Source organism: Nostoc sp., from assembly GCF_036917775.1.
Lineage (GTDB): Bacteria > Cyanobacteriota > Cyanobacteriia > Cyanobacteriales > Nostocaceae > Nostoc.
Genome location: NZ_JBALEQ010000109.1, coordinates 98540 through 117005 on the forward strand (window position 1 = coordinate 98540; position 18466 = coordinate 117005).

The window sequence follows — 18466 nt, forward strand, 5'->3', positions numbered from 1 at the left end:
CTCACTTTTTTTACAATATTATTTATTCTCTGGAAATACTAAATTATAGCATTGTTACTTTTGGTTTGATACCAACTAAAACTGGATATAATCCTAATGATAAAACTCGAAACTCTAGTATAGATGTTGTATCTATAATAAACTTTAGTTTTGTTTTTTCTTTCTTTAAGATATCTCTTAAAGTAAGTTCTTTTTTGGCTAGAACTAGCGCACCAGAGTTAGTAGAAACATCTGCGATCGCTACAACTAAATCTAGATTCCTTTTATGTATTTTATTCTCCTCATCAGGGGCAAAGATTTCAAATTCAACTAAATATTTACCTTTGCAATAAGAATCGTAAGGGCCAAAAATTGCAAATCCTTGTCCATCATCAGGATTTGCAATTACAAAATACTCTTGCTTGATTTCAATTATTGAACCAATGCCATGAAAAATTACCTCATTTTTAATTTTTTGGTTTTCCAGGTAAAACTCCTGCATTCGCTTAACTAGAGTTTTATCTGCGAGATCAATTTCTTGAAATTTTTGAAATGTTACCCACCAAACAAAGGAATTTTGCGGTTCTTGATTAATTGCCTTATCAATATCTTCTTGATAGAAATTTATGTCTAAACAAGGTTCAATATATCTGCCAAATAAATTAGGTGGAATTCCTAACAACTCTTTTGAAATCAAACCGAATGAATCTTGAATTTTAAAACCTGAGATTCGTAAAAGCTCACATACTTGTTGAAAAGTTAGTTCATGTATATGTTCTGGCTGTTTCCAACCATATCTATTAGTAACAGTATAATTAAGACTATCAAGTACAAAAATACCATTAGGTTTAAGTACTCTATTGACTTCTAATAAGAAACTTACTTGTGATTTCCAAGATAGATGTTGAATAAATTGACCAGCAAGCACTAAGTCAAAACTTTGTGACTCTATTAACCTTAGATCATCACCATCATGTTGAATCCAAGTTACATTATTTGGTAAATCTAGTGGCTTTGGATTTAAATCTATACCAGTGTGATTTTCAATAGAGTAAGGATAAAATTTATCGAACCACTCGAAGTACCAATTTCCAGCACATCCAATACTCAATATCTCTTTAGCTTGTGGTATTTTTGCAAGGCAAATAGAACGACATTCGTGTAAAAAATCATTAAAGTTGAGTTGTTTTCGTAAAGGAGTTTGTATTAGTATCGCAGTATTATTGAAATCAAAATTTTCAACTACTTGCTGTTCTTCCTGATGCGAATTATCAATAACTCTAGCAAAAGTAGTAAACAGCTTTTTAGATGTATTAGGTACAACTTTAGCTAATTCGCGTCCTACATAGTCAGCAAGTTTTTTACTTTTTGCTTGAGGTGAAGAAAGTATTTGCTGGATAAACTCAGCATATAAATTAGCACATTTATCTGGGGAATGTTCCTGAGCAATATACTTATATGCATTTTCACTCAAGGTTTTTCTGTAGTCGGAGTTTTGAGTTAGTAAAATAAGAGATTTCAATATCTCTTCTACTTCATCACTTTGTCCGAGATACGGTATTTTGAACACTACATCATTAGGAAAATCAGAGAATGAACCGATATCTGTAACAATAGTAGGCTTACCAACAGACAAAATTCTCAGAAGTGATGCAGAGCTTTCTCCGTTAAAAGGAAATCTTAAGTTGAGGCATATATCTGATACTTCTATATAACGGTAAAAATCCGGCATATTGACATAGCCAGTAACTTTTACTTGATCTTGTAAACTTAGTTTTTTAATTTCATTTTCTATATTAATCGTACCCAGGTAATCAGTACCACCCACAAATACTAAGTAAGCATTAGGTTGAGTTATAAGATACTTCTTAAATGCATAAATAATTTGTAGCGGACGTTTAGTTTTATTGATAAAACCAAAGGTTGATATTATAAGTTTATTGTCTGGAAGACCTAACTGTTTACATTGATCTCTTAGTGATTTTTCCTTAACAACATACTTTGGCACTATCTGAGGTATGTGAACAATATGGCTATTATCATTAGTAAATTCTTCAATAGCACAGTTATAAGCCCATTTACTGTGTAATATCACTCCTAGAGAGCGCGTAAAAATTCTTCTATTTACATAAAGACCTACTTCTGACAACTTCTCATTAATATCTAAATCTTTTGTTTTTAAAAGGTTTAAAATTTTTACTGCTCTATCTTTTCCATAACAGTGTTCTAGCTCTTTAGAAAATTTAATACCAAGCTCTGGACAACGAGCTTCCATATAATTAATTAGTCCTCCCAAGTAATAATCATGCAACACGGATATTCCAGAATATCTCATTAAATGGGAATACATATAAGAATGGTAGCTACTATTCCCTATCTGGTAAATAATACCTTCATATCCTTTAGATTTCAATCTTTCTTCAAATTTACTATGAGAAAATAAGTTATTACCGATGTTAATATCTGGCAAATAACTATCATCATGGTATAAATCAAGGTTAATATGTTTTCCCAATGATGGTAACAAGTCCTGACTATAGTCTGCTATACCAGATTTAGCTGGTGGAAATGGGCTAAAAAAAGCAATTTGTGGTTTTTGATTAACTGAAATAGATACTTTATTTAATAGCTGATGCTCTTGAAACACATCAATCATCTTTTTAGCAACAGATTGCCAAGAAAATTTTGCGGATTGCTGAAGTGAGTCCTCTGAGATTTTTTTTCTAAGGTTCTCATCAGATAAAACTTTTTGCATGATCCCAGCCATATCAGAAGGTGAGTATGGATCAAACAGTAATTCATCAGAACCTAAAATTTCTGGCAAAGATGAACAATTACTTGCAATAGATGGTGCGCCACATGAAATAGCCTCAAGTAGCGGTAAACCAAAGCCTTCATAAAAAGAAGGAAAAACGAATAAAGAGCAAGTTGAATATAAAGCTCTTAATTCTTCATCTGTAACATAATTTGTTAAAATTATGGATTTGTTAATTCCTAATTTTGTCCCCAAGCTAGTTATTTCTTTACTGAAATGCTCAGAAACTTTGCAAGCAACTACTAACTGGTAACATTCTTGCAAATTCTTGGGTAAGGCAGAAAAAGCAGTGACTAGACCTTCAATGTTCTTTCGCCAATCTTCGCCTCCCGTATAAAGAATAAATTTTTTGCAAATACCAAACTTCCTTGCAAAAGTTTCAAGCCAAGCTTGGTGTTCATGAGCAGGAATTGGAGTAAAAAAACTAGAAACACCACCCGAAACGTTTAAAACCTTCTCAGGGGGTATATCTAGGTATTTAATTACATCTTGGCGAGTAGCTTCCGAGATTGCAAATATAAAATCAGCATTTTGTATATTTTTTAAGCGCTTCATGTATAATGAGCGCATATTTGACTCATTTAAGTATCTATCAGAAAAGATGAGAGGTATTAAATCATAGCAGATGACAAAAACTTTTTCAGTAAAATCGCTATAGTCAGGTATTGTGGAGTCTAAACCCTCCATCGGACTAGGTATAAATATTATGTCAATATCTGCTGTCATTAAAACAGTTGTTAATAGTAGTTCATTGATGTCGCAACTACCAATGTACTGGTAATCTACAGAATTATATTGAAAGTAGTTCTCATCTAGTTCTGGGGCTGGTAGATTACTATTAGTGTATAACTGGTAACTGAGAGTATTTTGCTGTCTAAATAGAGCTTCTATTACAGATTGTGTATAACGACCAATACCTCTATTTCTAGAATTATTTGTTTGTAGAGCTTGAAGATCAATGGCTATTTTCATGCTGCGTCAATTTGAGATTTAATTTTTTATACAAGGTTCTTCTTACATACCAGCATAGCTACTGCGCCAGGAAGGTAATTATCTGGATTATGTTCTTTTTCAGATGCTTCTAATTCATTTTCAGTGATAGTCAAAGTGAAGTCATCCTTACGTACTCCATAGGATATTTGAACTATCTTGAAATCTTGAATTAGTTTTTGTAGTGATTCTTGGTTATATATTCGATGCACTGGTGTTAAAGCTTTTTTGCCATAGGGAACTGTGAGTATAAAACTACCTTCTGGTTTTAAAAGTAAACTAATCTGTTGGACAGCTTTAATATCATAACTCTCTCCTGTTTCATCTCCATACCATCCCAAGCCAATATGTTCCACAGTAGATAAAGCAATCACACAATCAAAACTAGCTGGCGCTAATACAGGGTTGCAGATATCAGTTTTAACAAACTTCAAGTTGGGATGAAATAAAGCTATGGGGCGAATGTCTATCGCTGTAACTGAATAATTAAAACTAGCTAACTCATACGAAAGGAGACTTTCGGCAGCCCCAACATCCAAGACTGTTATACTGCTTGATTCATACAAACGGGCAAGAGATTGTAAAACAAAGGTCTTCTCGAATATTCTCTCATTAGTTCCTGCCCAATAAGCTTCGCCATTTTCGTGATAGCCCACAATTATTGGTTCATTGAACCATAAACCACTCGCAATTTTAGATTCTTCATTAGAAGAGGCTTGGTTCGTTACACTGTTGTCAGCTTGTAAGTCAGTAGAAATTTGCTCTATTTTCTGCTCAAGTTGAGAAAGTTGGTCTATTTTTTGCTTAAACTGGGAAAGCTGTTCTATTTTTTGCTCAAGCTGAGAAAACTTCTTATTTACCTCTTTATCCCTTAGAGAATATTCATCACTTTTTTGGATTAAATTGTATAAAAGTTGTCTAACAGCAGAATTATAATAAACTTGTCTTTTAAAAATAGGCCATGCTATTTTCTTTAAAAGATTTTTTAGCCATTTACGAATAGTATTTGTATATATCTCATTAAAAAATAATAAATAATTTCCATCAATTTCTGTAGCATAACTATTATTTATTAGTTGATGAGGTAAATTTATTGTTTTGCTTGATTCATTTTCCTCATTTGCAGCCGGACGATAAAACCTAACGGATTGTTGATAAACATCACTAATACGCTCTAGTATTTTTTCGTAATTCATTTGATTCTCCTGAAATTTATCATCGATCATTCTTCCTAAAAGAATACATTTTTACTTAAAGTCTAACTACAATTTTTGCCTAAGTCTCTCTAATCATGTAATCTTCCAATTCATGTGGTTCATCAAATAATTTTCCTTAAGGCAGAATTACTACTGATAAGTAAATAATTAATGTTAGATAATTTAGATTAAATTTTACTTACTGAGTTTAAATAGTAGTCGGCAGTTTCATCCGCGTTTCCCATAAAACGCACTTTTCCTTTATCTAACCAAATGCCTCGAACACAAGACTGTTTTATAAATTTTAAATCATGAGAAACTACTAATACAGTGGCGTTCTGATTCCAAAATTTCTCAATTCTTTGCTTACACTTGTTTTTGAAACTTTCATCTCCTACCGACAATACTTCATCCAATATCAAAATGTCCGGCTGTATGTCGGTGGCGATCGCAAATCCTAATCGCGCTACCATTCCAGAAGATAATCCCTTCACGGGTACTAATGCATAATCTTCTAACTCTGCAAACTCTAATATTGAAAGCGTCCTTTTCCGCATTTCTGTTCGAGAATATCCCAGTAATACGCCATACAGCAAAATATTATCCATCACAGAAATTTCTGCATCAAACCCCGCTCCAAGTTCAATCAATGGAGCAATTTGACCGCGTACTCGTACCAAACCACTGGTAGGTTGCAAAATTCCAGAAATTATCTTTAATAGTGTTGATTTTCCAGAGCCATTTGCTCCTATGATGCCTATTTTTTCACCTCTTTCAACAACCAAATTAATTTCACTTAACACCAGTTTTTTTGCAGGCTGGTTATATTTACCCTCTAAAATAGAAATTAGCGTTTTCTTGAGGTCATAAGAAAACTCTTCTTGTGTCCGTCGCAACAGCGAAACTTGATCTAGGCGAATTACTTCCATTTACAGCAAATCCATAAATTGATGTCGCCACAAGTGAAAACAGACCCATCCCAGTGACAAAATAATTATGCCACTGAGCAAGGCTCCCCAAATTAAACTTAAATCCGGTAGCGCTCCTGATAGTGTAATCTGACGGATACTTTCAATAATTGGTGATAAAGGATTTAATCCTAAAAAGGCTTGTACTTTTTTTGGAACAATGGCTGGCGGATAGAATACAGGACTACTGATCCAAATTACAAATATAATTAACTCATAAAAATAAGGTAAGTCTCTAAAAAATACATATAAAGCGCTTACCAACAAACCAACTCCCGTACAGACTAAAACCAACGCTAGAAAAGGAAACAGTAATGCCAGTACATTTACTAGACTCTTGGATTTAACGAAAGTTATAATTGTTAATAAGGGCAACACCCCTACAGCAAACTGAAATACATTTGCTGCAACCATTGATATAGGAAAAATACTGACTGGCAGACGAATTTTATTCAAAAGTGAGCCATTACCCACTACACTACTCAATGCCTGAGAGGTAGAAGCTGAAAAAAAGTTGATTACTACTAGCCCTGTAAACGATGCTAATACATAGTTTGCTATTGAGTTATTGTAATACGACGAAAACGCTGTCCCAAAAATTGCAGTGTACAGCCCAGTCATAATCACCGGGTTCAACAGCGACCAATAAACCCCCAGGAATGAACCTCTATAACGCACTTTGAGATTCCGCGCTACCAAAACGTGCAGCAATTCCCAATAGCGCCGCACTTGCAACAAAGTTGAATTATCTTTAAGCGAAATTATCATCCTTAAAAACTACCACACACCACAGTACATTATTCGCAAAGTTTATACTATTGGAAAGTACTTTGCCGCGCTACTACGTTTCCAGTTTTAAAAACACGCCTTAGCCTACCATTAAAAACTTTTTTTTTAAGCATTGTTAAACACACAAGTTACTAATTACCATTTTTCTGCTCTTAGGCACATCCTACCCCGGCAAGACCAGTTAATTTATCAATTAGTTCCTAGAATTCACTGGTACAAACTAGCCAGTTTTAATATCACAAAAATCTTTAAAAGTCAAATATTCTAATGTTTTTCTGGATGTCTACTTATTGGATGATTTAAGCTTTACTCCATTACCTAACTCAGGCTATCTGGGTCAATTCCCTGCGATCGCAAATACTCTGCTAATCGATCAGCCCGTTGGCGTTCCTGTTCAGCCCGTTGGCGTTCCTGTTCAGCTTGTTCTCTTCGAGTCGGCACCCAACCCGCAGAATTATACCATCGCAACCACAAACCTGTTGTCTGCTGATAATTACCTTGCCAAAGACCCAATCCTAGCTCTAACTCTTCTAACCATAGGCGATTCTCTGGTAAAGATATTGCTTCGTAGCGAGTGCCATTGACCTTAAAGGCACGTAAATTATTTTCATAGCGGTCGTAGATAACGTAGTACGGAACCCGTAAAATATGTTCATATACTTCCCACTTCGTTGGGGGTCGATTTACTTTCCGCAGTGTTTTTCCTAAGTCTTCTTGTTCTGTACCAGGTGAAAGTAATTCAACTACTAAAAATGGATCAATTCCTTCTTGCCAAATGACGTAACTTAAGCGTAGGTCTTGCTGTTGGCTAGCACTAGGTAATCCTAAAACCATATACCAATCAGGACGCTTGTACCAGAAAGGATGGCGGGGATCGTAGTAAAGATTTAAGTCGCTAGCAAGCAAAATTTCCTCAGATGGATAAGCAAGAGGCTGACAAGTCTCACTCAGAAAATCCGCCTGAATGCAGTGAAATTTATCTGTAAAACCTGATTTTCATATTAATTCACTGGGTAAATCATCCATCTTAGGCATGGTTTATTGTGGTGGACGAAGAATAGTTTGATACATAACTACTACTTCGGTTGCTTAACTCAAGCTATCTAGATGAACCTCTAACGATCGCAAATGTTCCACCAATACGACTAATCGTTGCGATCGCATCTGTTGTTAATTTTAAGTTCTGAGGTTAGAAGTTTAGAATTTTCTCCCTCATCTCCCCTGAATTTGTGAAAGCTGAGTCACGGATTCCGCTACACTGAGACTGGTTTGTTGCATTGTAATCAGGCATGGAAATCGGACAAAAGGTTAAAGTCTTTCGTTTGCGCGATCGCGTTTCTCCCCCAATTGTAAAAAAACTAGGACAAGTGGGTATCATTCAAGGCTACAAAGTCATCGATGCTGGGATCGGTGTAGTAGTGCTGTTTGAGGACAATACTTCCACTTGGTTTTTTGAAGATGAAATTAAGCCTGTGTAGTAGTAAGTAACATAGAACTGGGTTTTTCTTGGCTTCTGAAATCTCCAGCACAGGTTGAGAATCTTTATTGAGTGCTAAGTTGGAATTGAAAAGATCGGCGGTGAAAATAGGAATCAAGTAATGGCTCTAATATTGACATTTTTGGGCAAAGGCGGCACCGCTCGTACCAAAATTGCGATCGCCGCTGCCAAATTATTGGCAAGTCAAGGCAAGCGCGTACTTCTAGCAGGACAAGCAGAACCAACATTGTCAATCCTGTTGGGTACTACCATTGCTGCCGATCCTCAAGAGATTGCTCCCAAGTTACAGGCGGTACAGTTTCAAGCATCTGTACTGCTTGAGCGCAACTGGGACGAAGTGAAAAAACTGGAGGCACAATACCTCCGCACGCCCATTTTCAAAGACGTTTTTGGTCAAGAACTGGTAGTATTGCCAGGGATGGACAACGCCCTAGCTCTCAATGCTATCCGCGAATATGATGCCAGTGGCAAATATGATGCGATCGTCTACGATGGCACGGGTGACTCTTTAACGTTGCGAATGTTGGGTTTGCCAGAATCCCTCAGTTGGTATGTCCGGCGATTTCGGCAATTATTTGTCAACTCCGATTTAGGAAAGACTATTACTGAATCGCCCTTAATCCAACCGCTAATTAGCAGCTTTTTCAATATCAACTGGACAGCAGATAACTTTGCTCAACCTACTAACCAAGTCAATAATTTCTTGGAAAAAGGGAGAGCTGCTCTTGCCGATCCGAAGCGTCTTGCTGCTTTCTTAGTGACCACAGGAGATCCAATTGACGTAGCAAATGCTCGTTATTTATGGGGTAGCGCTCAACAAATTGGTTTAACTGTCGGTGGGGTTCTGCTTGTTTCTCCTGAGACAAACGTCAATCTGCCAGAGGAATTTATACCCCTACCTGTGAGCGTCGTTCCCGACTCGCCAACAGGTGAGTGGCAACCACTGATAGATGCACTACCCAACTTTGAAGCACAAGCTTTACAGGCTCCTAAACCAATTGAAATAGACATTCACAATCGTCAAGTACGCTTATTCTTGCCAGGATTTGACAAAAAGCAAGTCAAGCTGACGCAATATGGGCCAGAAGTCACGGTAGAAGCAGGAGACCAGCGACGCAATATTCCCCTACCCCCGGCTCTCAGTGGCAGACCCGTTGCTGGAGCAAAGTTTCAGAATAATTATTTGATAATTTCGTTTTAAGTTATGGGAATGGGGAATGGGGAATGGGAGATGGGGAATGGGGAATGGGAGATGAGGAAGTTAGGGAGTCAGAGAGTTAGGGAAAAGAATTAATAACTAATTCCCAATTATCAATTCCCAATTCTCAATTCTCAATTCCCAATTCCCAATTCCCCATGCCCAGTGCCCAATGCCTAATTAATCAGTAAAAATTATGTCAGAATCAACTCCCATTACCCCAGACCCTAACCCATCTGAGGCCTTAGACGCAGTGGTAAATAATCCCAATGAGCAAGCGATTGCATCCGCCGATCGCAATGCGAAAACTAGGCAGTTGCTGGGGATGAAAGGTGCAGCTGCTGGGGAAACTTCAATTTGGAAAATTCGTTTGCAGCTAATGAAGCCGATTACCTGGATTCCCCTAATTTGGGGTGTAATCTGTGGTGCGGCTTCTTCGGGTAACTATACTTGGACACTAGAAAATGTGTTGAAGGTATTAACCTGTATGCTGCTAGCTGGGCCATTGATGACAGGTTACACCCAAATCCTCAATGATTACTACGATCGCGAAATCGATGCCATTAATGAACCCTATCGCCCGATTCCCTCTGGGGCAATTCCCCTACCCCAGGTAATTATTCAGATTTGGGTATTACTGATTGCTGGCTATGGTTTGGCGTTTGTGTTGGATGTGTGGTCTGGTCATGAATTCCCAACAATTACAGCGATCGCAATTATCGGTTCTTTCATCGCCTATATTTATTCTGCACCTCCCCTGAAACTCAAACAAAACGGCTGGCTAGGCAGCTACGCCTTGGGTGCAAGTTACATTACCCTACCTTGGTCTACAGGACACGCTTTGTTTGGTGAACTGAATTCCACAATTATAATTTTGACAATGTTCTACAGCTTGGCTGGATTGGGTATTGCCATTGTCAATGACTTTAAGAGTGTAGAAGGCGATCGCCAGTTAGGATTAAATTCACTACCTGTAATGTTTGGCATCACCACTGCGGCATGGATTTGTGTAGTGACAATTGATGTATTTCAAGGATTGATCGCAGCTTATCTTGTCAGCATCCATGAGAATTTGTATGCAACGATACTGGTACTGTTAATCATTCCGCAAATCACCTTGCAAGATATGTATTTCTTGCGCGACCCTGTGAAGAATGATGTTAAGTACCAAGCCAGCGCCCAACCTTTCCTTGTGCTAGGAATGCTGGTAACAGGTTTAGCGCTAGGTCATGCTGGTATTTAAATACTTCTATAGTCGGAAGTTAGGAATTAAAAGCGGAGCCGGAGACGCTCCGCCTCCGGTTAGGAGTTAATATACTTCTAATTCCTAATTTGTATCAGGACATATTTTGTTAAAAGTAATATTTTTCCTCCTTCATGGGATTCAACCTTTTTTAATCCCAATATGCTTTATCACTGCTTGGACTGTAACTATTCTCGTTGTTTTGAGTCTCTGGACGGCGGCGCGAGATAGTGTGACTACAGCCAAACTTATGCATCAAATCCCCTGTGCTGGTTGCCAATTTTTTACCGACAATTACCGTCTTAAATGTACTGTACGCCCATCTATTGCCAATACAGAAGAAGCGATCAATTGTCTTGACTATCAACCCAAGACAAATCCTTATCTGTATTAGGGAATGGGGACTGGGGGAAACAAGGGCAAAAGGGCAATAACCCATACCCAATGACAAATGACGAATGACGAATGACAAATGACAAATGACAAATAACTATTGACCAATTTCCAGCAAGATTTTTAAAACACCCCGACTCTGGGCGTGTTCAAAAGCTGCAAGCCCTTCAATCAGGGGGTAAGTGGCGTGAATCAAGGGTTGCACATCAACTTGTCCTGTGGCTAGTAGCTGGAGGGCTGGAGTAAAGGGCCCACAACGGGAGCCGATGAGGGTGATTTCATCCACTACTAAAGAAGAAACATCTAAGCTAAGGTTGCCAGCATAAGTACTTTTAAGAACAAGCGTACCACGGGGACGGAGGGCGCGGCGGGCGATCGCAAATCCTTCTGGGTTGCCTGTACATTCTACTGAGATATCGAAATATCCATCTTTTACAGCATCAGCTAAACCAGTTTTAATCCCCCGCGCCTCTAGGTTGGCAAGTTTGTCTTGATGTCGCCCCACAGCCAAGAGTTCGCAGCCACTTAAGGCTAGTGTCTGGGCTACCAACTGCCCTAATTTACCATCTCCAACCACTAGCACCCTGTCGTTTGGATGCAATGGTACTTGCTGCTGAATTTCTAAAGCTGCTGCTATGGGTTCGGTAAATGTTGCTACTTCGGTGGGCACATTATCGGGTACTAAATGCAGGTTCTCCACCGGCAAACAGAGATATTCACCAAAGGCTCCATTCCGATTGACAATACCTAAAACTGTACGATTTTCGCAGTGAGTTGGTTGTCCACTGATACAAAACCGACAATGCCCACATACAGCATTGATTTCTCCAACTACACGTTGGTTAACTAAGTGTTCTGGCCCTTTTTCAACCACGCCGACAAATTCATGCCCCAAAATACCAGTGTAAGGATAATAGCCTCTAAGTAGTTCCAAATCAGTGTTACAGATACCCGCACGCAAGACGCGTAACAAAGCTTCTCCTGGTGGTGGTTCAGGGATGGGAATATTTGTACGTAGTTGCAACTGGTTATTTTCGAGCCAAAGTCCTTTCATTTTGCTTCACGTCCTTTGCCTAATATGTTGTCATGCCAGTTTTAAAAATCTTTGCAAAATAATTAATCTACTGTAGGAGCGTACATCTGTACACCTCTAGCCACATTTATGTCTCTGTACTAGGTATTTCTTTAGTTTTAGTTACATCAATTCTGCTTAACCAAGTAACCAAGTCTTCTGAATCAAGTGCGATCTCGCTTCCTAAAGTTTTGATATAAAGAAGTCCATCACTAATAATTAAATCTCGGATTGGATACCATGAATCCCGCGTCCTGATTAGAAGTTCCAAGGGAATTCCTAGTCTGGAAGTATACTTGCGATATTTCCACCAAGCTCGCCATAGAAGTACAGATTTAGTACAGTGCATCTCATAGCCTTTGGGAACTTCGCTGTATTGATACTGATAGAAACCCCGACTATCTACTTCTCCTTTGAGAAGATAACTATATTCTGCTAATACCTGATTTATCAATTCCCACTGGGATGATTTTGGAGAAATCAAGAATTCAGATAGTGTATTAGATAGTTGGAAGGTGGCAATCACACCTTCACCTTTTGCTGTCAGTTGGTTGATTTTATACACTGTTTGCGCTGTCAAAGCAGGATTTGACAACAAAATTTCTTTTTTCTGAATAGAGTTTTGTACAAACTCTCGAATTAAATCTAGATTAGATAACATAAAATTATTTATACTAAATTAAGCAGTGTGATATAAGCCACAACGGTACTTAAATTAGTAACTACATTAGTTTTGCACTTAAATCAGGATTATTACCAGTTTTATTTATACTCAATTCTCTGTCTGAGTAGGGCTTTATTAACTTTGATGTCGGGATGTCGCCACTTACTACTTTGATTGACAAAATAATTGTTTTAAGTGTGAGAGCGGCAGATTAGATTTTTACGCCATCTAGAAAAGGTTGAAATACCGGAACTAATTCGGGACGACTGACAACCAAAGTGGGAAAAGAGCGATCGCTATAATCTTCTCCCGGTGACAATGGAAACGGTTCTGATTTAAGGGATGACCATACTCCACCAGCAGCCTGGACAATTACCCAAGCACCGGCTAAGTCCCAAACTTTTGGTGTAGCCTCAATCCCACCGAGAGTAGCCCCAGTCGCAACTGTCAAAAAGTTATAGCTAGCTACACCCAACATCCTAATTTTGCAAGGAAAGCCGTTTTTGATAGCTGCGGTACTACGAGAACAAAGGTTAAAAAAGTGATTATTGCTAGGACTATCAACACTGGTATGGATAGGGTGGTGGTTGAGAAATGCTCCTGTTGGTGTTGCTAACCCAGATGAACCCGCCCAAAAACCATGAAAAGCTTGATCCAAGGTTGGTGCGTAAACATACCCAAAAATGGGCGTGCCTCGATACAGTAAACCCAGAGAAATTGTCCAGATGGGAATGCCGCGTGTGAAGTTGGTTGTACCATCTAGGGGGTCAATTACCCAGCACCACTCAGTACCGGGAAATGACTGATCGCTCTCTTCGCTCAAAATGCCGTAACCAGAGAAAGTAGAAGCGATCGCATCCCGAATTTCCTGATCTGCCCATTTATCTGCTTGCGTCACCAAACTTCCATCAGCTTTTTGGTCAGCCTGTACTTGCCCAAAATCTTGCATTAGCTGCTTACCCACCCTGGTAGTGGTAGTTTGGGCAAAATCTAGAATTGTTGTCCAAAAATCATTCATTGGTTAATTCTCGCGCAAAGGCGTAAAGAAGCAAAGGGTTTTCGTCATCTTTACTTGGGAGGGTAAAGTTCAATCTAGTTCCCTTTCCAAAATAGATGCGATCGCAGTCTTGGCATTCATCTGAAATTCTTGGACATTCACGCGCCACAGTAACGAAACCGCAACAAGCATCCCTATTGCTTGCACCGCAAATACCATGCTGTATGCTAACACTGGTGACGGGAAAATCATTTTACCTAAATTTAAAACTGCTCCACCAAGTATTGTAGCCAATCCCCTAGCCATTGCTTGAGATAATCCCCAAGCCCCAATAAATGTACCCGCCGTTTCCGCAGCCGTCAAATCCAACATCAAACTGGTAGCACCAGCTGTAATGACTCCAGATGACAGACCAAAAACAAGTAGGCTACCCATTAATAAACCTGGGTTGGCGCTAAACCCTGACATAATGATTAAGCCAAAGCTGACGGCTGCACTGATACAACCAATTTTAGTAGTCTGTTTCTTCCCTAAGCGCGGCAAAAGCAAAAACCCAGTAGAGCTAATTCCGATGAGGGTACCGATTCCAAAAGGAATGTTTAGTCTAGTGGTTTGAGAAATGCACATCCCGAAAACCTCTCCACCATAGGGTTCTAAAATTGCATCCTGCATAAAAATACTAATAGTCAACACCAAGAGGAAACTAAAAAATACTCCTGTTTGGCGATTAGCAGTTAGCACTCGTAAGGCTGTACCCAAAGTTATTTGGTCTTCTCTACCTACCAAAGAAGAACGGGAAGTGTAACGGGAATACTTCTTTTCTACGCCGAAAGTTGCCAACAGTGATAGTCCAAAGACGATCGCAGGCATAATTAGAAAAACGGGGTTGATTGTCGATTGTAGTTTAGCTATGTCAACGACTTTGTTTGTCTGAGAAGGGTTATAGGCTAAAAGAGCCGTCCCACAAATTTCTGGTCTTTCTAGCAACTTAGAGCTAACTACTGCTCCAATGACAATGCCAATCATCAGCATTGACCAGACAATCCCAATCAATTTAGAGCGGTTATCTTCATCAGTAACATCTACTAAAAGGGCAGTAAAAGGTGTAGAACTGGCACTCAGAGCGAAACCATATCCTGCAAAAGTTAATGCTAGCACTCCCGCCCAGCCATAGGTTTGGAAACTCCAGCCAGTGGTTTGCAAACTGCTACCTAATTGCCAAACTACTTGCAGAGCCAAGAAAGATATAGTCGTAAATAATATTGCACCAATCCAGACATAGCTAGTGCGGTGATAGCCCAGCAATGGCTTGGCATCAGACATCTGCCCAAACCAAATTCGTGCCGGGCTAACAAATTGGTGCATAGCAATAGCACCAGCCGTAATTAATGGCAAGACTTTCAACTCGTCAATCATCACTCGATTCAGCACACCCAAGGTGAGAAGCGACATGATGCCTAATCCCATCTGAAACAAACCCAGTCGGAACATTGTCAGTAAATTAATTCTCGGCAATGATTCCAAAGGTATCGACGAATTTGATTCTGGATTGGGTGAAACATCGCTCGTGGCCATAGCTACTTTTTCGTATGGTTTATAGGATTTTATCTCTCTCTCTTTAAATAAAGATAAACCCTACCAGCTCGAAATCAGCGAACGAAAAGTGGAAGTTGCGATGGCTTCGCCTGCTATAGACATTGCAATTTTTTTTTAACGTAGACGCATTAGCGAAGCGGTAGCGACGTTCGCGCAGCGTCTCGCAGAGAAGGAGCGTCAACGGCAAGCCGCAGGCTACCGCATACTACTAGGTCGAAGCAAGCTACGCGCAGCGTCTCGTTAGAGAAGGACGCAAAAGACGCAAAGATAAGAAAGAAGTCCTTAACTGAACAGTATTGGACCATAAACAAGTTACATCAATGGTTTTGAGAGTCAATGCTATCAGCTTTTTTGCTCGGATGAGCCTGGGGAATCGATAAAGTATTGAGTCAATACTTTGCATTTCTATTACTCAAGCGTGGCTATTTTTAAAAGAAAAATAAAAATTAATTCTCTATTTTTATTCCTATTTGACATTCAGAACTTGAAGCAAATTTTGAAGCTTAAAATTATTCCAACTCAAAGCTACTGAAGTTTCAATAGTTAATTCTCCTTGTTGAAGCTTAGTCATCAAAGCAGAACCATTTTCAAGATTATGGAAAAGGGAATCTAAAAGCTGCAATTCATTTCGAGCAAGAGTATAATAGACCTTATTATTTTCAATTCTAACCTCTTTTGGTAAAGCTCCATTAGGAAATTTACCTCCCAAAAATCTTGTCCAACCTGCAATGAGGTAACGGTAAACTATCGATTCAGTCTCAAACTTAGGAGGGTTCAATAAGCGAAGTTCACCTTCAATATACTCTTTATTAAGAGTTATTTTTTCAGGAGTAAAATGTAATTTTACTTGAACTTTGTTGTACTCTATTGTCGCAATCAGTCCCTCTTCAGAGTGTGGTTTTAAGCTTTTTAATTGTTCAACTCTAGATTCGGCTTGCTGACAGAGAATTAAAACCATTTTTTTGGTCAAAGTCAACTGTTTAGCTTCTGAGCTAAACATTATGTATTCTTCTAGACTTCTTTGGAAAAATTGTCTAGACTCTTCAAACGTTGCTGCAAATTTGTTAAATAAACTCATCTTTAGTTATTTAGAGAAGATAGAACTATTTATAAGTATTCCCGTAAAATTCGGTTGAATTATCACGATCAGAATAAAAGTCAAAAAGCTTGAACAAATACTTATCGCAACATTGAGCAGGACTAGCTAAAAAATAGCGATGGGCTGCGCCCCGCCGCAGGCATCGCAACGATGGGAACTTACCAATAATAAAAATATCAATATTAAAATGTGGTTTTAACTACGCTATTGCATTGAATTAGTAAGATAAACTTGCGGTATGTATGTCCTCAAACTACTTACCTTCATCTAGTAATCAAAAAGGCATAAGCAATGAGTAAAGAACCAGTCAAAGTAATATTATGGGAAGAAAATCAAAAAGATTTTCTCAAAAAATTCTACGATCTTCAATTTACTCCCAGAGTAGGAGAGGAAGTTTACCTAAAAAAGGAGAGATGGAAAGTAACCAGAGTTGAGCATGATGTAGAAATTAGTGAGATTAATGTCTACATGGAATTAATCAAAAAACCCAAGCAGGATAAATCATCTAATTCTTAAATACAAGTAAATATACTCAACTATAGCAATCCTATTTGATTTGTGAGAATTGCAACCCGCAGATCCCCGACTTCTTCGAGAAGTCGGGGATCTTGTTTATGCGCGTTTGATTCAGGTTTTAAATCTTTATGCAAGGCGCGATCTCTACGACGGGCGTAGCTGCGACACCACAAGATTTGCAGCCCAGTGGTGACGATCGCACCCAATCTTGTCTGTAACGATACACTATAAAAGTAAAGAAATGTAAATAAACTAAATTTTGCAACCGTGGAAAACATTACATTGGGGCAAAATGGCCCATCTGTTACACCCTTGTGCATCGGCACTTGGGCTTGGGGTGATAAACTATTTTGGAATTATGGCGATCGCTACGGCCCAGAACAGTTACAAGAAGCCTTTACCGCAGCCTTAGAAGCTGGTATTACCTTCTTTGATACTGCCGAAATCTACGGAATGGGAAAGAGCGAGGAATTTTTAGGGCAATTTTTACAACAGACACAACAACCTGTACAAATCGCCACAAAATTTGGCCCCGTACCGTGGCGATTTACAGCCCAATCTGTCTCTGATGCTTTAACAGCCAGCCTCAAACGCCTACAACTTGAGCGGATCGCCCTGTACCAAGTGCATTGGCCTTTTGCCTTCCTTTTAAGTCAAGAAACTTTGATGAATGCCTTAGCAGATGAAGTGAAGCGGGGCAGAATTGAGGCTGTTGGTGTGAGTAATTACTCAGCAGAGCAAATGCGCGACGCGCATCAAATATTGGCAGCCCGTGGAGTGCCTTTGGCTGTAAACCAAGTGCGTTATTCTTTACTCAGTCGCCAAGTTGAAAGTCAAGGCATTATCGCAACTGCGCGTGAGTTGGGTGTAACTATCTTGGCATATAGTCCTTTAGCACAGGGATTACTCACAGGTAAGTACAGTATTGATAGTGCTGAAATTCCCACTGGTGCGAGAAAAATAGACCCGCGATTTAAGAAAGAAGGTCTGCAAAAAATTGCCCCAGTCATATCTTTGCTACGCAACTTCGGGGAAAAATACGATCGCACCCCAGCCCAAGTTGCTCTCAACTGGTTAATTGCTCAGGGTAACGTTATTCCCATTGCTGGGGTGAAGACGGCTGAACAGGTACGGCAGAATGCTGGTGCTTTAGGCTGGAAATTGAGCGACGATGAAATTGGACAATTAGAATTAGTTAGTCGTCCTTGGCTGTAGTAGTTTTGAACTACTCAAACATAGGAGGCCAAATTTCTGACACTACTAGCTCCCAACCTGGTAGTAAGTCTGGTAGTGTCAGTTTGTCGTTGTCTTGCAAAACCAAAAAGTCAAGAGCCAAAGCCAAAATCTTGACTCTTAACTCTTAACTCTCAACTCTCCAATTTTATATTTGGATTTTGGATTGAAGAAAAATCTAAAAATCGTTCGACTGAACGCTCACGACAAGTCTAAAATC

General features: G+C 39.0%; 16 protein-coding genes and 2 pseudogenes. 6 read left to right on the plus strand and 12 right to left on the minus strand.

The annotated features are described in order from the left end of the window. Positions 1-43 precede the first annotated feature (43 nt). The 5 genes and pseudogenes from V7K69_RS22275 to V7K69_RS22295 form a co-directional block, all read right to left on the minus strand. Positions 44-3766: a glycosyltransferase gene (locus V7K69_RS22275; protein ID WP_335038312.1), complete on the minus strand. Its 3723-nt coding sequence runs from the start codon at positions 3764-3766 to the stop codon at positions 44-46. A gap of 26 nt (positions 3767-3792) precedes the next feature. Beyond that, positions 3793-4980, minus strand: coding sequence for a class I SAM-dependent methyltransferase (locus tag V7K69_RS22280; RefSeq protein ID WP_335038315.1), 1188 nt, complete (start codon positions 4978-4980; stop codon positions 3793-3795). Between the two features lie 188 nt (positions 4981-5168). Next, complete coding sequence (locus V7K69_RS22285) at positions 5169-5909, minus strand: ABC transporter ATP-binding protein (protein WP_335038317.1); 741 nt, start codon at positions 5907-5909, stop codon at positions 5169-5171. After that, positions 5910-6716, minus strand: a complete 807-nt coding sequence (locus V7K69_RS22290; protein ID WP_335038319.1) for an ABC transporter permease — start codon at positions 6714-6716, stop codon at positions 5910-5912. Between the two features lie 339 nt (positions 6717-7055). Next, positions 7056-7772, minus strand: a pseudogene (locus tag V7K69_RS22295) (Uma2 family endonuclease). 254 nt (positions 7773-8026) lie between these two features. Between V7K69_RS22295 and petP the strand changes: the two are divergent. From petP to V7K69_RS22315, 4 genes are all read left to right on the plus strand, one after another. Beyond that, positions 8027-8215 carry a cytochrome b6f subunit PetP gene (petP, locus tag V7K69_RS22300; protein WP_012410854.1) on the plus strand — a complete coding sequence of 63 codons (189 nt, stop codon included), beginning with the start codon at positions 8027-8029 and terminating at the stop codon, positions 8213-8215. A gap of 120 nt (positions 8216-8335) precedes the next feature. After that, entirely contained in the window at positions 8336-9436 is a 1101-nt protein-coding gene (locus V7K69_RS22305) for a Get3/ArsA fold putative tail anchor-mediating ATPase NosAFP (RefSeq protein WP_335038320.1), read from the plus strand. A gap of 193 nt (positions 9437-9629) precedes the next feature. Beyond that, positions 9630-10676: a chlorophyll synthase ChlG gene (gene chlG, locus V7K69_RS22310; RefSeq protein WP_335038322.1), complete on the plus strand. Its 1047-nt coding sequence runs from the start codon at positions 9630-9632 to the stop codon at positions 10674-10676. Positions 10677-10782: 106 nt separating this feature from the next. Then, entirely contained in the window at positions 10783-11070 is a 288-nt protein-coding gene (locus tag V7K69_RS22315; RefSeq protein WP_335038325.1) for a hypothetical protein, read from the plus strand. A 96-nt stretch (positions 11071-11166) separates the two neighbouring features. Here the strand turns inward: V7K69_RS22315 and V7K69_RS22320 are convergent, their stop codons facing one another. The 5 genes from V7K69_RS22320 to V7K69_RS22340 form a co-directional block, all read right to left on the minus strand. Then, on the minus strand, positions 11167-12123 hold the full coding sequence (locus V7K69_RS22320; RefSeq protein WP_335038328.1) for an MDR/zinc-dependent alcohol dehydrogenase-like family protein: 957 nt from the start codon (positions 12121-12123) through the stop codon (positions 11167-11169). 106 nt (positions 12124-12229) lie between these two features. Continuing rightward, the gene (locus V7K69_RS22325; RefSeq protein ID WP_335038333.1) at positions 12230-12802 is read right to left on the minus strand and encodes a hypothetical protein; all 573 of its coding nucleotides are present in this window, start codon (positions 12800-12802) and stop codon (positions 12230-12232) included. A 214-nt stretch (positions 12803-13016) separates the two neighbouring features. Continuing rightward, positions 13017-13823, minus strand: a complete 807-nt coding sequence (locus V7K69_RS22330; protein ID WP_335038335.1) for an inositol monophosphatase family protein — start codon at positions 13821-13823, stop codon at positions 13017-13019. Positions 13824-13892: 69 nt separating this feature from the next. Next, positions 13893-15377, minus strand: a complete 1485-nt coding sequence (locus V7K69_RS22335) for a BCD family MFS transporter (RefSeq protein WP_335038337.1) — start codon at positions 15375-15377, stop codon at positions 13893-13895. Positions 15378-15864: 487 nt separating this feature from the next. Further along, positions 15865-16476, minus strand: a complete 612-nt coding sequence (locus V7K69_RS22340; RefSeq protein ID WP_335038340.1) for a hypothetical protein — start codon at positions 16474-16476, stop codon at positions 15865-15867. A 312-nt stretch (positions 16477-16788) separates the two neighbouring features. Here V7K69_RS22340 and V7K69_RS22345 point away from each other — a divergent pair, with 312 nt between their 5' ends. Then, positions 16789-17013 carry a hypothetical protein gene (locus tag V7K69_RS22345; RefSeq protein ID WP_179066759.1) on the plus strand — a complete coding sequence of 75 codons (225 nt, stop codon included), beginning with the start codon at positions 16789-16791 and terminating at the stop codon, positions 17011-17013. Positions 17014-17033: 20 nt separating this feature from the next. Here V7K69_RS22345 and V7K69_RS22350 read toward each other — a convergent pair whose 3' ends face one another. Then, the gene (locus V7K69_RS22350; protein WP_335038344.1) at positions 17034-17291 is read right to left on the minus strand and encodes a hypothetical protein; all 258 of its coding nucleotides are present in this window, start codon (positions 17289-17291) and stop codon (positions 17034-17036) included. Here V7K69_RS22350 and V7K69_RS22355 point away from each other — a divergent pair. Further along, positions 17281-18228: an aldo/keto reductase gene (locus V7K69_RS22355; protein WP_335038346.1), complete on the plus strand. Its 948-nt coding sequence runs from the start codon at positions 17281-17283 to the stop codon at positions 18226-18228. The genes V7K69_RS22350 and V7K69_RS22355 overlap by 11 nt on opposite strands. Positions 18229-18238: 10 nt before the next feature. Here V7K69_RS22355 and V7K69_RS22360 read toward each other — a convergent pair. After that, positions 18239-18328: pseudogene (locus V7K69_RS22360) on the minus strand (Uma2 family endonuclease); the annotation flags it as partial. Between the last annotated feature and the right edge of the window lie 138 nt (positions 18329-18466).